The 14,128-nt window shown below is 48.7% G+C and carries 14 protein-coding genes; 10 read left to right on the top strand and 4 right to left on the bottom strand.

From position 1 onward, the window contains the following. The first annotated feature begins 12 nt into the window (after positions 1-12). From BMW79_RS24690 to BMW79_RS24660, 7 genes are all read left to right on the top strand, one after another. The gene (locus tag BMW79_RS24690; protein ID WP_089899286.1) at positions 13-1,578 is read left to right on the top strand and encodes a SusD/RagB family nutrient-binding outer membrane lipoprotein; all 1,566 of its coding nucleotides are present in this window, start codon (positions 13-15) and stop codon (positions 1,576-1,578) included. 2 nt (positions 1,579-1,580) lie between these two features. After that, the gene (locus tag BMW79_RS24685; RefSeq protein WP_177192318.1) at positions 1,581-3,875 is read left to right on the top strand and encodes a glycoside hydrolase family 20 protein; all 2,295 of its coding nucleotides are present in this window, start codon (positions 1,581-1,583) and stop codon (positions 3,873-3,875) included. Between the two features lie 15 nt (positions 3,876-3,890). Then, complete coding sequence (locus BMW79_RS24680) at positions 3,891-5,204, top strand: gluconate:H+ symporter (RefSeq protein WP_089899282.1); 1,314 nt, start codon at positions 3,891-3,893, stop codon at positions 5,202-5,204. Between the two features lie 67 nt (positions 5,205-5,271). After that, positions 5,272-5,742, top strand: coding sequence for a RidA family protein (locus BMW79_RS24675; protein WP_089899279.1), 471 nt, complete (start codon positions 5,272-5,274; stop codon positions 5,740-5,742). 92 nt (positions 5,743-5,834) lie between these two features. Next, positions 5,835-6,875, top strand: a complete 1,041-nt coding sequence (locus BMW79_RS24670) for a sugar kinase (protein ID WP_245752671.1) — start codon at positions 5,835-5,837, stop codon at positions 6,873-6,875. Between the two features lie 14 nt (positions 6,876-6,889). Further along, positions 6,890-7,963: a dipeptidase gene (locus BMW79_RS24665; RefSeq protein WP_089899272.1), complete on the top strand. Its 1,074-nt coding sequence runs from the start codon at positions 6,890-6,892 to the stop codon at positions 7,961-7,963. Positions 7,964-8,043: 80 nt separating this feature from the next. Then, positions 8,044-9,027, top strand: a complete 984-nt coding sequence (locus BMW79_RS24660; RefSeq protein WP_089899268.1) for an ABC transporter ATP-binding protein — start codon at positions 8,044-8,046, stop codon at positions 9,025-9,027. On the opposite strand, the gene BMW79_RS24655 is transcribed toward BMW79_RS24660, so the two are convergent. Beyond that, positions 9,024-9,431 (bottom strand): YrdB family protein, encoded by a 408-nt coding sequence (locus BMW79_RS24655; protein WP_089899265.1) that lies wholly within the window; start codon positions 9,429-9,431, stop codon positions 9,024-9,026. The two genes, BMW79_RS24660 and BMW79_RS24655, sit on opposite strands and share 4 nt — an antisense overlap. A 66-nt stretch (positions 9,432-9,497) precedes the next feature. Here BMW79_RS24655 and BMW79_RS24650 point away from each other — a divergent pair, with 66 nt between their 5' ends. Then, positions 9,498-10,163: a GDSL-type esterase/lipase family protein gene (locus tag BMW79_RS24650; protein WP_089899262.1), complete on the top strand. Its 666-nt coding sequence runs from the start codon at positions 9,498-9,500 to the stop codon at positions 10,161-10,163. On the opposite strand, the gene BMW79_RS24645 is transcribed toward BMW79_RS24650, so the two are convergent. The 3 genes from BMW79_RS24645 to BMW79_RS24630 form a co-directional block, all read right to left on the bottom strand. Beyond that, positions 10,164-11,684 (bottom strand): TonB-dependent receptor, encoded by a 1,521-nt coding sequence (locus BMW79_RS24645; protein ID WP_143059265.1) that lies wholly within the window; start codon positions 11,682-11,684, stop codon positions 10,164-10,166. An 8-nt stretch (positions 11,685-11,692) separates the two neighbouring features. Further along, a complete protein-coding gene (locus tag BMW79_RS24635) occupies positions 11,693-12,226 on the bottom strand; it encodes an RNA polymerase sigma factor (RefSeq protein ID WP_089899251.1) in 534 nt (177 codons plus the stop codon). Between the two features lie 140 nt (positions 12,227-12,366). After that, positions 12,367-12,735: a hypothetical protein gene (locus BMW79_RS24630; protein ID WP_089899247.1), complete on the bottom strand. Its 369-nt coding sequence runs from the start codon at positions 12,733-12,735 to the stop codon at positions 12,367-12,369. A 104-nt stretch (positions 12,736-12,839) separates the two neighbouring features. On the opposite strand from BMW79_RS24630, the gene BMW79_RS24625 reads away from it, so the two are divergent. Together BMW79_RS24625 and BMW79_RS24620 are read left to right on the top strand one after the other, a co-directional pair. After that, on the top strand, positions 12,840-13,298 hold the full coding sequence (locus BMW79_RS24625; RefSeq protein ID WP_089904209.1) for a YhcH/YjgK/YiaL family protein: 459 nt from the start codon (positions 12,840-12,842) through the stop codon (positions 13,296-13,298). 82 nt (positions 13,299-13,380) lie between these two features. Beyond that, a complete protein-coding gene (locus BMW79_RS24620; protein WP_089899244.1) occupies positions 13,381-14,007 on the top strand; it encodes an RNA polymerase sigma factor in 627 nt (208 codons plus the stop codon). Positions 14,008-14,128 lie beyond the last annotated feature (121 nt).

The following is a 14,128-nucleotide window of genomic DNA, read 5'->3' as shown; positions in this document are numbered from 1 at the left end:
AAACAATTACTCATGCAACGATTTGCCAGATATAAATACATTTTTCTGTTGGGAGCAGTACTGGGACTGTCTTCCTGCGACAAAGGATTTCAGGAACTGAATAAAAATCCAAATGCTTCCACCACGCCCAATGTCAACTACCTGTTTACACAAAGCCTGTTAAAGGGAAGCCTGGTATACGACAGAACTTACTTCTATACCTCTTATCTCCACTGTGGTACCTTTATCCAGCACTTTTCCATTGCCAAGGAAATTGCAGGTTCCGGTTCCGGTGATAAGTATGCGGTAAATGACCGGTACCAGAGTTTTTACTACCAGTACATTTATACCAATGTGATCATCACGCTCCAGGAAATTATCAATGAACTGAGTAAGCCTGCCAACATCGGTGATAACGTGAATAAGCTCTCCGCTACCCGCATCTGGAAAGTATTGCTGATGCAGCGTATTACGGATCTTTACGGAGATGTGCCTTACTCAGATGCCAGCAAGGGAAGGACCGAGGGCGTATTCCTGCCGAAGTACGACGCACAGGCAGATATTTATGCGAATATGCTGAAAGAACTGGATGAAGCCATCAAAGCTTTTGACAACAGCAAAACCACAACATTCGGCGCCGCAGATCTGTTGTACAACGGAAACGTAGACAAATGGAAAAAACTGGGTTATTCGCTGATGCTGAGAGTAGCGATGCGTACCACCAAAACTACGGATGGTAAGGTAATAGCGAAAGACTGGGTACAGAAAGCAGTAGCCGGTGGTGTTATCATCGACGGACAGGATAATGCAGTAGTGCAGTATACCAACGGTCCGCAGATTTATAATAATAACCCGGTGGCATTTGAACTGGTAGGTCAGGATTATGGCCTGAGTTCCCACGGTAAGGATAATACGGAGTTAGGTAAATACAGCAAAACATTTATCGACTTCCTGAAAACGAACAACGATCCGCGTTTAGGGGTGGTATCGGTAGTATGGAATAATGATGTACCGGATACGTCGGCTGCTATCCAGAAAGGAATGCCAAACGGAACGGATGTAAAACTGCCGAACTTTGTGACGTTCTCAGAACCTAACCCGGCCACGGTATTGAATATGGCAGCGCCTTTACTGTTGCTTACCAACGCCGAAACCAACCTGTTGCTCAGTGAAGCGGCCCTGCGTGGATGGATCACAGGTGATAAAGCGCAATACTACAATAGCGGCGTCACAGCGGCGTTAAAGAACTGGTCATTGTTTGGTGCTGCAGGTGTGATTGCCCCGGCTAAAATTAACCAGTATGTAACGGACCACGCATTGAACACCGGCGGCTCTTTTGAAGCACAGATGAACCAGATCCATACACAGTTCTGGGCGGCGTTATTGCTCGATGAACAGGAAGCATACGCTAACTGGAGACGTACCGGTTACCCTGCGCTGGTTCCCGTAAACTATGTGGGCAACGCCACCAATGGTACTATCCCTCGTCGTTTGCCTTATTCCCTGGCAGATCAGGGTATCAACGGTGTACATTACCGTGAAGCAGTAAGCAGACAAGGACCGGATTTATTAACAACCAGAATGTGGTGGGATAAATAATGATGAAAAGCATATTAATCATATCAATGCTGATGGGTGTTTACAGCACCACATCTGCCCAGGAAAAAAAGGCTGCCGCACCGGCAGCCTTGATTCCTTTGCCCGTGTCGGCTACCTATAACACCGATAGTTTTGTGATCAGCGCCCATACGGCGGTGATGGCTGATCCAGGCAACGAAATTGCACTGGCGCTGCTACAGGGATATATCGCGGAAGAAAGCGGTATGCCGCTGCCAGCTAAAACCACTTTCGTGAAACATCCGGGCAATAACCGGATCACGTTACATATAGATTCCACCCTCGTTAAACACGCGGAAGGCTACCGGCTGCAGATTACGCCCGAACAGGTATCGCTCACCGCGTACGATGCTGCCGGCATCCTACATGGTATCGGAACACTGCGGCAGTTATGGCGCCATAAAAATGCTGCTACGCTGGTTTTGCCTGGTGCGGATATCTACGATTATCCCCGCTTCGGTTACCGGGGGATGCACCTGGATGTAAGCCGCCATTTTTTTTCCGTGAACTTTATAAAACAGTTCATTGATCAACTGGCGTTATATAAAATCAACAATTTCCACTGGCACCTGACTGATGATCAGGGCTGGCGTATTGAAATAAAAAAATACCCGAAACTGCAATCTGTTGCCGCCTGGCGCGATCAGACCATGATCGGACATAAAAAAGAATTGCCTCACCGCTTCGACGGAAAGAAATACGGTGGTTACTACACACAGGAACAGATCAAGGAAGTAGTGGCTTATGCCGCTGCACGCCAGATCAACGTGATCCCGGAAATAGAAATGCCGGGTCATGCACTGGCGGCACTTACGGCTTATCCTTCCCTGGGCTGTACAAAAGGACCATACAAAACCGCGCAGTTCTGGGGCATCTTTGATGATGTTTTCTGCGCAGGCAACGACAGCACTTTTACTTTTTTAGAGGATGTATTGGACGAGGTGATGGAACTATTCCCTTCTTCGTATATCCATATAGGTGGTGACGAGTGTCCAAAAGTCCGCTGGGCCCATTGTTCCGCCTGTCAGCAACGCATGAAGGACGAACATCTGCCGGATGAAGATGCTTTACAGAGTTATTTTATTCATCGCATCAGTGAGCGTGTAAACAGTAAAGGACGTAACATCATCGGCTGGGATGAAATCCTCGAAGGCGGCCTGGCGCCCGGTGCTACGGTCATGAGCTGGAGAGGGGTGGAAGGTGCTGTTGCCGCCGCAAAGCAGCAACATCATGTGATCATGACGCAGGAAGATAAACTGTATTTTGATTATTACCAATCTTTATACCCGGAAGAGAAAACCGCCGCCGGCGGATATACACCGCTGAAAGATGTATATGGCTACGATCCCTTAAAAGCTGCCGGCGACACCGCATTACTGCCTTATATTGCCGGTATCCAGGGACAGATGTGGAGTGAATATCTCGATACAGAAGCACAGGCGCAATACATGATCTATCCCCGTATGCTGGCCATGGCGGAAAGAGCCTGGTCCCCGCAAACAGTAAGAGATTACCCGGACTTCCTGCAACGTGTAAAAGCACAGGCGCCGCTGCTGAAAAAAATGCATATCAACGCCGCACAGACTGCGGAGGAAATCACGTACGCGGTAGACAGCATCGCCAAAGGGCAGCTCTTTGTTTCCCTCCACACGGATGCCGTGGGGGCAGAGATCCGCTATACCACCGATGGCAGCAAGCCCGGTGCAAAAAGCAATTTATACAAAGCGCCGCTGAAGATCGCGCAAACCGGTACTTTGAAAGCAGCGCTTTACCAGAACAATCAACAACGATACAGAACGTTCCAGCAACTTTTTACCATCAACAAAGCCACCGGTGCAGCGATTACTTTGAAGGGACCTCCTAATACCAAATTTACCGGCAACAATAACCTTCTGGTAAATGGGATAGCAGGTTCTCTCCGCTACAACGACCAGCAATGGCTGGGTTTCAGCAAGCGGGATCTGGACGCGGTGGTGGATCTGGGCAGTGAACAAACTATTCAGCAGGTAGGGGCAGATGTGTTGAATTATCACTGGCAGAAAATGTGGCCCCCTGCCTCCCTGGAATTTGAAGTGTCTGCCGATGGTGTTCATTTTACGCCGTTGGCCCGCGCGGACTCTTTCCCGGTAAACGGCAGCAATAAAATACGCTTGAAGGTATCGCCGGTGAAAGCCCGGTATGTAAGGGTTGTAGCCCGTAACCACGGTGTAATTCCTGCCGGTGAATATGGTGCAGGTGGTAACAGCATGTTGTTGGTCGATGAAATTATTATTAACTAAGGGAGCGGAAATTGTATGTCGTTTTTGATCGTATTGCTATGTATGGGCGTGCTGATTCTTTTACTCACCTGGGGTAAAATGAATGCCTTTATTGCTTTCCTGATTGTATCCGTACTGGCGGGAGTATTACTGGGCATTCCGGCAGATAAAATTCCAGGCTCCCTGCAGAAGGGGATAGGAGATACCATCGGTGGGCTACTCAGCATCATTGCACTGGGTGCCATGCTGGGCAAGCTGGTGGCTGAAAGCGGGGCCGCCCGGCAAATCGCCAATACGCTGATGCAGTTGTTCGGAGAACGGTATATGCAGTGGGCGTTGCTGATCGCCGGTTTTATCATCGGTATCCCCCTTTTCTATGGGGTTGGTTTTGTATTGATGGTGCCACTGATTTTCTCTGTGGTATATCAATATAAGCTGCCGGCCGTTTATATAGGTTTGCCCACACTGGCGGCGCTTTCCGTTACACATGGTTTCCTGCCGCCACATCCTTCACCCACGGCGCTGGTGGCGCAGTTTCATGCAGATATGGGACTTACGCTGCTGTATGGCATGGTGGTGGCCATTCCTACGCTGTTGCTGGCCGGACCATTCTTCGCCAGGTACCTGAAAAATATGCCATCGGAGCCGTCTGCCTTATTTGCACAACAAACAGTGAGTACGGCGCCATTGCCGGGTAAGGGGAATAGCTTTGTCACGGCGCTGTTACCGGTTTTTCTGCTCATATTGACTACCTTGCTGACGCATTTTTTTACGGGCGACGGTAATGCACACCGCTGGGTGCTGTTTGCGGGTGATGCGCAGATCGTTATGCTCTTTGCCGTACTGGTGGCTACTTTTTCATTAGGTATTTTTCAGCAAAAACCTATTAAGCAACTGATGAATATTTATGCAGATGCTATTAAAGACGTTGCCATGATTCTGCTGATCATTGCAGGAGCGGGCGCGTTAAAACAGGTGCTGGCAGATAGCGGGGTGAGTGGGGAAATTGCGGCGGCGATGCAGTCGTGGCATATCCCGGTGCTGGTACTGGGCTGGCTGATGGCCGCTATTATCCGGGCTTGCGTAGGATCTGCCACCATTGCAGGCATCACTGCGGCGGGCATGATTGCGCCCCTGATGCTGCGGGAACATACAGATCCTAACCTGATGGTATTGGCAGTAGGAGCGGGCAGCCTCATGTTTTCACATGTGAATGATGCCGGTTTCTGGATGTTTAAAGAATATTTTAACTTAAGTATAAAAAATACGTTGTTATCATGGTCAGTCATGGAAACAATTGTAGGGACAGCGGGCCTGCTCGGTGTACTGGCCCTGGAGGCGTTGTTCTGAGTATTCATCTCCGGAAAATAAAAAGTATAACCAAATCACATTTTATAAGCACTTTAAAACAGTAACTATGGAAAACAATCATGCAGAAGAGAAATTAGCGGCCCTGGGATTGGAATTACCACCAGCCCCCGCGCCATTGGGTGTTTACAAGCCTTTCCTGATCGATGGCAAATACCTTTATCTCTCCGGTCATGGTCCTGTGCAGTCCGATAAATCACTGATCATCGGAAGAATCGGTGATGCACTGGATATGGAACAGGGTAAGCTGGCAGCAAGACAGGTGGGTTTAACGATGCTGTCTACCATTAAGACACATGTGGGTAGTCTTGCTAAAGTAAAACGCGTGATCAAAGTATTAGGTATGGTGAACTGTACGCCCGACTTTGAACGTCATCCCTATATCATTAACGGTTGCAGCGAGTTATTCGCGGCCATCTGGGGAGAAGAGAATGGAGTAGGTGTGAGAAGTGCTGTAGGCTTCGGATCATTGCCGGACAACATCCCGGTAGAAATTGAAGCTTTATTTGAACTCTACTAAATATTTGGATATTTGTGCGCCTGGTGATTTAATGTAGGAAAAAGAGTATTTTTTCACTGGAATCACCAGGCGCCAACTATCAAAATAATTGAATGATGCACAAACCGGATGGAAACAAGGGTCTCAGCGTAACCGCTTTTGGCGAATTATTGCTGCGCTTACACAGTAATGGAGGCAAACGGTTTCAGCAAACAGATGGATTTACTTCCTGGTACGCCGGGGCAGAAGCCAATGTATGTGTACTGCTCGCCAGGTTGGGCGTCCCCACGCAATATATTACGCGGGTACCTGCCCATGATCTGGCCACCGCAGGTGTACAACAGCTGAAAAGTCATGGTGTAGCTACACAACACATCCTTTATGGCGGCGATAAGCTGGGCCTGTATTTCACTGAACCAGGTAATAACATCCGCCCCACAAGGGTGATCTACGACCGGGAAGGCACGTCCTATGCGGCTTTGCAACGTGGACAAATTCCCTGGGCTGATGTCTTTTCACAAAGTTCCCATTTTCACTGGTCAGGAGTAGCCGCCGCCGTTTCTGAAAGTGCTGCCGATGTTTGCCGCGAAGCCCTGGAAGCTGCATTAACAGCTGGTGTTACCATTTCCTCTGATTTTAACTATCGTTCCAAACTCTGGAAATATGGCGCACATCCCGCTGCTGTTATGCCCGGGTTGTTGCAACACAGCGAAATAACCGTAGCCGACCTGGATGCTGCAAAAGTTTATTTTGATATAGACACCGATGAGTCGTTGCCGTTAGAACAACGGTTTGAGCAATGCTATACTGCCCTGCAATTGCATATGCCCCGCTTAAAAACACTGGGTATGAGCTTCCGCCGGGTAAAAGACCAGCAGCTATGGTATACCGGCGCCCTGGCGCATGAAGGGAAGTTTTTTTATGCCAGCGGATTCGCCATCACCGATATCACCGACCAGATCGGCACCGGCGACGCCTTTACCGCCGGCATGTTATATGGCCTCATACAAGCGTTTACGCCGCAGCAAACCATCGACTTTGCAACCGCCTGCGGCGCCATCAAACAAAGCATCCCGGGCGACTGGGCCATTGTGAGCCGGGAAGAAATAGAAGAACTGATGAAGAACGGCTTGTCCGGAAGAATTATTCGTTAAAAAAGGAACTGACTATGTTTACAATAGATGCACATCTGGATCTCAGCATGAATGCGCTGGAATGGAACAGGGACCTGCAACAACCCGTGAATGCCATCCGCACACGTGAAGCCGGTTTGACAGACAAACCCGATCGCGCCAAAGGGGTAGTGGCATTTCCTGAATTACGCAAAGGCAATATCGGCCTGGTGGTAGCCACGCAGATCGGCCGTTATGTAGCGCTGGATAACCCGCTTCCCGGCTGGCATTCACCCGAACAGGCCTGGGCACAGACTCAGGGACAGCTGGCCTGGTACAAAGCCATGGAAGATGCCGGCGAAATGGTAATGATCAGAGACCGGCAAGATCTGGAACAACATTTACAACGCTGGAACGACGGTACGCCCAATGATAAAAAGCCCATCGGTTATATCCTCAGCCTGGAAGGCGCTGATTCCATCGTGAATATCAGCTACCTTGAAAAGGCCTGGAATAACGGACTTCGTGCCATGGGCCCCGCCCATTATGGCCCCGGAAGATATGCGAACGGCACCGATGCCACCGGCCACCTGAATGATGCAGGAAAACAACTGCTCCGTGAAATGGAAAGACTGGGCATCATCCTCGACGCCACCCATCTTTGCGATGATGCGTTCTGGGACGCCATGGAGCTGTTTAACGGCCCGGTATGGGCCAGTCATAACAATTGCCGTGCCCTCGTGGATCACAACCGTCAGTTCAGCGATGATATGATCAAAACCCTTATCCAGAAAGGCGCTGTGATAGGTGGCGCGCTCGACGCCTGGATGATGGTACCCGGCTGGGTACGTGGCACCTCCACTCCGGAAGCTACCGGTTGCAACCTGGAAAAAATGATCGATCATATGGATCATATCTGCCAGCTGGCGGGTAACTCGCTGCACGTAGGCATAGGCACCGATCTGGACGGCGCTTTCGGTAAAGAACAATGCCCGTACGACCTGGAAACAATCGCAGATATGCAGAAATTGCCCGCACTGCTCAGCAAAAGAGGTTATAGTGCTACAGATATTGAGAATGTAATGCATGGTAACTGGCTGCGTTTTCTGCGGAATGCGTGGAAAGCATAGAACAGCAGCGCCTCCTGCTTCAATACAAGCGCCGGAGGCGCTTCCTTCGCTTAGTCCGCATTTTTTACTAATTTGCACGAATGAATTTTCTCGAAGTATCAAACATCAGCAAGGAACTGCACGGCGCTTATATTTTAAAGGATGTCAGCTTTACTCAACAGCCATTTCAGAAAATAGTGATCGCCGGTGAAACCGGCTCCGGTAAAAGTACCCTCATGAAAATTGTGGGTGGCATGGCACAGGCAGATGCCGGTACTGTGATGTTTGAAGGCCGGCGCGTAAAAGGTGCCCTGGAAGTGCTGATACCAGGCCATCCTGGTACCGCCTATCTCTCCCAGCATTTTGAACTCAGAAATAATTACCGGGTAGAAGAAATTCTATCCTACGCCAATAAACTCACTGATGAAGATGCAGCAGAAATTTATCGTATCTGCCGGATCTCCCACCTGCTGAAAAGAAAAACAGACCAGTTGTCTGGTGGTGAAAAACAGCGGATTGCTATGGCAAGACTGCTAATATCTGCACCCAGACTGTTTTTGCTGGACGAGCCTTTTTCCAATCTCGATATGATCCATAAAAGTATCCTGAAAAATGTGATCAGCGATATAGGAGAAAAACTGGGCATCACCATTATGCTCATCTCGCACGATCCCATGGATATTCTCCCGTGGGCAGATCAGATCCTGGTGATGAAAGATGGGGAAATAGTACAGCAGGGCTCTCCTCAGCAAATTTATAATCAGCCGGTCAATGAATATGTAGCCGGGCTGTTTGGAAAATATAACTTGCTCGCTCCCGGCAAAGCTTCGGTGCTGGAAGGTTTACCCGGCATTACGCTCAATGGGAAAAACATATTTATCCGCCCGGAAGATTTTAAACTGGTACGTACAAAGAAAGACGCCATTCCTGGCAAAATCCGTGACATCGCCTACTATGGAAGTTTTCTGGAAGCGGAAGTAGCTTTGGGAAATGAAGTGGTGACTGTCAAAACCACCGATACCCGTCTGAAAAAAGGGGCTGCTGTAAATGTAAGTGTGGCGCCGGAAACCGTCTGGTATTTCTAGGATTTAATTCCCATTATCTTCTTGCCGGCAAACCCTTTGTAGGGTTTGTTTTGCAGCATCACGGCGGTCCGGTCCCAGGACACGGCATAGTGAATCAGCACAATAGCTGCCAGCCAGTTGCTGAGCAATGGATGCCCGAGCGCTCTTAATCCCCACACCGCTAATCCGAATAACCACCACTCCAGTAATAATCTGACTACGCCGGGAATCGCCACCGGAGCTGGTTTAGGATCATTTTCGATCCGGAAAATCCCCCACAGTGCCGCTGCCGCCAGCGGGAAAACAATCGCCAGTACATAAGACAGCCAATGTTGGCCCAATTGCCAGCCCCAGCAACCCAGTATGATCAGCATGATGATTTCCAGTAAAAAACGGATAGTCAGGTTCAGCGGATGGGTATTCATGACATAGTTTATTCCAAATTAGATATTTTTCGATTATCTTAATGGCTTGTCGAAAATTTTATTGTTATGAGAAAGTCTTTATTTCTTTTGTGTTTTGCGTTGCTACCCATCACTGGCTATTTATGGGCACAATCGCCGCTGCGTTTTCAAAACGACATCCGCACCATCCAGGAATTCGACAAGATGTATGCTCCTCCGGTGCATCCTATTCTTTTTGTGGGCAGCTCTTCCATCCGCAAATGGGACGACCTGGAACGTAATTTCAGCAGCTATGTAGTGTTGAACAGGGGAGTAGGTGGCGCTGTTACCAACGACATCACTTATTTTGCCAATAACATCATTTTCCCATACGAACCCCGCCAGATTGTGATTTACGTGGGAGAGAACGATCTGCCGGATCAAAGCGTGAACGCAGATACCTTGCTGCAGCGGTTTAAAATCCTGTATGCCACTATCCGCAGTAAGCTGCCCGAAACGCCCATCGTGTATATTTCTATGAAGCCCAGCCCTTCCCGGGAGGCATTTTTTGAAAAAGGAAAGCAAGCCAATGCACTGATTAAAGATTATCTCGCTTCAGAGAAAAATACCGTTTTCGTTGACATTTATCCCCTGATGCTGGATAGCAACGGTAAGCCACGCAAGGAACTGTTCCTCCAGGATATGCTGCATATGAACAAAGAAGGATACGCCATCTGGGAAAAAGCCGTACAGCCGTACCTGTTACCCAGATAGTCATGGCCTGCGATGCAGGAGTTTATACCGGAACATCAGTTGAAAAGCCACCGGCGTTTTTATCGGGGTATTTGAACTGTCGTTCCGGTTGCTATTTAATGGAAGTTCTACCCGTAATCCTGCCTGCCATCGCGGGGCATCGTAATAAATTTCCGCAGGTATTTTCCATGTAGCACGCCCCGTTCTTTCTTTCGCCGGGGTATAGGTGGTATCCCTGTTCTGTCCGCCGGAGGGAAGTGAATTGGAAATATGATAATTCAGCTTGTGAATGTATTCCTGCTGCCAGTAATTAAACTGTATCCCTGCGGCCACCTGCCAACGTCTGAATAGCCGGTGTTGATAGCCCAATGCGGTGTTCCAGCCAAACTGCTTGTGCAGGGTGACAGTCGTAATATCGGTGGAGCTATCCGGGTTGGTGACTGTACGGGAAGATAGTACAGGATCTTTGTACGTTTCACTTGTAACAGGATTAAACTCCCAGAGTACTGCCATCTTATCCCATTGCCTGGCTATCCTTACACCTGGTATCAGCATCCGTAATGGCTGATTGTTTCCATTCGGGCCTGCCAGGTAATACGCACTGCCTGAAACGGGCACCCAGAATTGCCATTGCGGCATCAGCAGCCATCCGTTCTGGTTATCCGGGCGAAACGTTTTCTTGTGCTGCATGTCAATATGCGTCGGAATTGGCCGGTTTAAAAGTAGGGAAGACACCGGCAACGGGATGGATGATAGTTGAGCAGGTGTATTCGTATGGTTGTTCCCGGCGCCGGGGGGATCGGCCAGTTGAAACGCGTCCTTGCGGCTGTCGTTCATCAGTTCGGACCCGGGCATTTTGTGTTTTGCCGCCGCCAGTTCCGGGTTGCGAGTTTTATTGGCTGTTGTATTTTGTTGTCCGGAGATAATTGCCGGCCGGTTAGCACCCGGGTGCGCTAAAGGCGCTTTTACAGCAGTTTTTCGGGAAACGCTCACTGTTTGACGCATTTTGTTATGCGCTGCACTGGTATCTCCGGAAATACCTGCCTGATGTTTTTTATTACCAAGGGCAACACTTACCCCGGAAGCATTTTCATGGGGAGTTTTATTATCAGCTGTAGCACCTTCCCCGGAGGTGTTTACGTGGTGGGTTTTATTATCTGCTATCACGGCACTTTCCTGGGTGTTTTCTCCGGAAATGCTGGTGTCTTTTCCTTGTGTATCCGTTGACGTTAGTGCCGGTAAATGCACTATTTCCTCTTTTGCAGGCTGTGGAGGAATGTTGTTGCTGGCAGATGGGGGAGTGGTAGGCTGCTGTTTTTTAACAACCAGGAAAACGATGCCTATGGCTACTACACATGCGCATACAGTCGCTGCCGCCGGAAAAAGCTGGAAAATTTTAAGAGGGGTAGATGCAGGCGCAGATGGAGGCGGAATAGCATTTAACCGCGATGCCATATCCGCCCATCCGTCCTTTGCCGGCGGAATAGGAATAGGTAAATTTTCCTCGTTTAAGAAATCGTTGCCAAAATTAGATGCGCTCACGGAATGAATTATTTATGCTGATAATGTGCTTTGAATACTGGTTTGAGTCTGGCCCTTGTTTCACTCAGGTGCCATTTAACGGTACCCTGACTGAGTTGTAACTGTTCGCTGATATCTTTTATGGAGAAATCTTCCAGGTAAAACAAGGTGCATACACTCCTGGTAGCAGGTGGCAGATAATCCAGCAGTTTGTATATATCCTTCCAATCCAGTTTACCCCACAAAGCTTCTTTTGTTTCCGGCAGATAGTTATCAAGTTCCCGATGCTCCGGCCATTTTTGTAGTCTTAACTTATCCAGCGCGGCGTTTCTGACAATCGTATAGGCCCAGTTGAAAAAAGCGCCTTTATCCGCGTTGAACTTTCCAATGTTTTTAAACACCAGCAGCATTCCGTCGTTCAGTGCTTCCAATGCATCGTTGTTATCAGGAAAAAATTTCCTGCATAATAAAAAAAGCGCTGGATACAGCTTATAGTAAAGCTTCTCCTGGCTAAGGCGGTTATTAAGGGCACATTCAGTGATGAGTTGCGTAAAGTCTTCCAAGTGGTGAGTTCCCTGATAGTAATGAATAAAAAATGTTGCCTTCGCAACGAAGCAAAGGCAACTATTTTAGAAAAGCGGAAGCGAGTATACTGTTTTTATTTAGTGGTTTCATCCGCTCCGGTACCCGGTGCTGAAACAGATCAGCGACGTCCGGCTAATATTCCCCAGCGTGTGCTATCCCCTGGGTGAGGCCGTGTAGTATCTACGGGATGCGGCCGCGTGGTATCCACCGGATGGGGATGGGTAGTATCGCCCGGATGAGGATGCGTCGTGTCTCCCGGATGGGGGTGTGTGGTGTCTCCGGGGTGAGGATGCGTTGTGTCACCCGGATGCGGATGGGTGGTATCACCGGGATGTGGACGCGTAGTATCTATTGGCCCGGTGCTGTCGCCACGCAAACCACTGGCAGTTGATTTCTCAAGTGGGTCAAGCTGTAATTCCCTACGGCAGCCAAAAACAACAAAGGTAAACAGTACAAAAGTCATTAAATAAAGCGGAATGTGTTTCATATAATGCGGGTTATTTAAGAAAGTAAACGGGTCGTCACCTGCAAAAGGTTGGGTATTTGGAAAAAAAAGTATCTTGCCTCCGGATTAATACCTTTTTAAGACACATGATACTGGATACACTGCAGAACGCCCATCTTTACTATCGCCTCGGGGTTAAATTTATCAAGGCTTTTGAGTACCTGGCCCAAACTGATCTGGCCGGCCTGGAGAAAGGGAAATACGAAATAGATGGCACCAATATCTTCGCGATTGTTAATGAATACGATACGGTAGATACCTCCACCGAGCAGATGGAATCCCATAAAAAGTATATTGATATCCAGTACATGGTATCAGGTTCCGAATTGATCGGACATGATTTTCTGAAAGATCAGCAACCATCCAAAGCATACGATGAAACGGCCGACTACCAGCTGTTTGCCGAACATCCGATGTTTTTCTCAAGGCTGGAGAAAGGCATGTTTGCCATTTTCTTTCCTACCGACCTACACATGCCAAATATCAAGGTAAGCACACCAATGCCAGTAAAGAAAGTAGTGATTAAAATAGCCGTCAGCCTGTAGTCGTCAGCTTCCCGTATCCATAGCCTTACGGGGGGCTGACGCCCATTATGCTGTTTCCACTTTATGAAATTGCCAGTGACCGATGAACAGTGACCGACCAACATCTTCCTTAGAGAAGTCTGCCACACCGGCAGCAGAAGCCGCTGCAAACATGCTGCTGTGGAGCCGCGTCCGGAACAACGATCAGGAAGCATTGGTCATCCTCTATGAACAATTGTACTTCTACCTGGTAAACTACGGCATTCGCATCTGTGGCGATACCGAGATCACCAAAGATGCTATCAACGACATGTTCCTGGAAATATGGGATCAACGCCAGGAGCTTTCCCCGGTCACCAATGTAAAATCATACCTGCTCACCTGGCTGCGCAGACGCATCTTCGCTGATATCCGGCAAACGAAAAAGTTGAATGAAGCCGCCGGCGCCTGGTCAGATACGGAATCCCCCCACGAGCTGTCTTACGAAGAAAGCATCGTTGCCGTTCAGACATCCGAAGAAATAAAACAAAAGATAAAAAGGGCCATGGCCCAGCTTACACCCCGGCAGAAAGAACTGGTGCAACTCAGATACTTTGATGGACTGAGCATGGAAGAAGTAAGTACACGCCTGGGCATCACCACCAAAACAGCTTACAATACTCTCGGTAGTGCGCTGAAATGCCTCTCTGCAGAACTGGTGGTAGCGATCTTATTCAGGGTATTCGGATAAGGTGTACGCTTAAGCCCCGTAACCCCTACGCCGGGCTCTATCTCATTAGTTTTTCCCGCTCCGCAAAAATATTTTAAAAATAGTTCCCTTTTTCTTGGGAATAATTTCCGTTTTCTTACAC

Origin of the sequence: Chitinophaga arvensicola, from assembly GCF_900110835.1 — a bacterium.
Taxonomy (GTDB): Bacteria; Bacteroidota; Bacteroidia; order Chitinophagales; family Chitinophagaceae; genus Chitinophaga; species Chitinophaga arvensicola.
Note: the sequence above shows the minus strand (reverse complement) of the source record. Positions and strands in the feature narration are given on the sequence as shown.

Bases quoted from the DNA above. Each gene is read 5' to 3' on its own strand.
- BMW79_RS24690 (WP_089899286.1), top strand. From the start codon at position 13: ATGCAACGATTTGCCAGATATAAATACATTTTTCTGTTGGGAGCAGTA.
- BMW79_RS24685 (WP_177192318.1), top strand. From the start codon at position 1,581: ATGAAAAGCATATTAATCATATCAATGCTGATGGGTGTTTACAGCACC.
- BMW79_RS24680 (WP_089899282.1), top strand. From the start codon at position 3,891: ATGTCGTTTTTGATCGTATTGCTATGTATGGGCGTGCTGATTCTTTTA.
- BMW79_RS24675 (WP_089899279.1), top strand. From the start codon at position 5,272: ATGGAAAACAATCATGCAGAAGAGAAATTAGCGGCCCTGGGATTGGAA.
- BMW79_RS24670 (WP_245752671.1), top strand. From the start codon at position 5,835: ATGATGCACAAACCGGATGGAAACAAGGGTCTCAGCGTAACCGCTTTT.
- BMW79_RS24665 (WP_089899272.1), top strand. From the start codon at position 6,890: ATGTTTACAATAGATGCACATCTGGATCTCAGCATGAATGCGCTGGAA.
- BMW79_RS24660 (WP_089899268.1), top strand. From the start codon at position 8,044: ATGAATTTTCTCGAAGTATCAAACATCAGCAAGGAACTGCACGGCGCT.
- BMW79_RS24655 (WP_089899265.1), bottom strand. From the start codon at position 9,431: ATGAATACCCATCCGCTGAACCTGACTATCCGTTTTTTACTGGAAATC.
- BMW79_RS24650 (WP_089899262.1), top strand. From the start codon at position 9,498: ATGAGAAAGTCTTTATTTCTTTTGTGTTTTGCGTTGCTACCCATCACT.
- BMW79_RS24630 (WP_089899247.1), bottom strand. From the start codon at position 12,735: ATGAAACACATTCCGCTTTATTTAATGACTTTTGTACTGTTTACCTTT.
- BMW79_RS24625 (WP_089904209.1), top strand. From the start codon at position 12,840: ATGATACTGGATACACTGCAGAACGCCCATCTTTACTATCGCCTCGGG.
- BMW79_RS24620 (WP_089899244.1), top strand. From the start codon at position 13,381: ATGAACAGTGACCGACCAACATCTTCCTTAGAGAAGTCTGCCACACCG.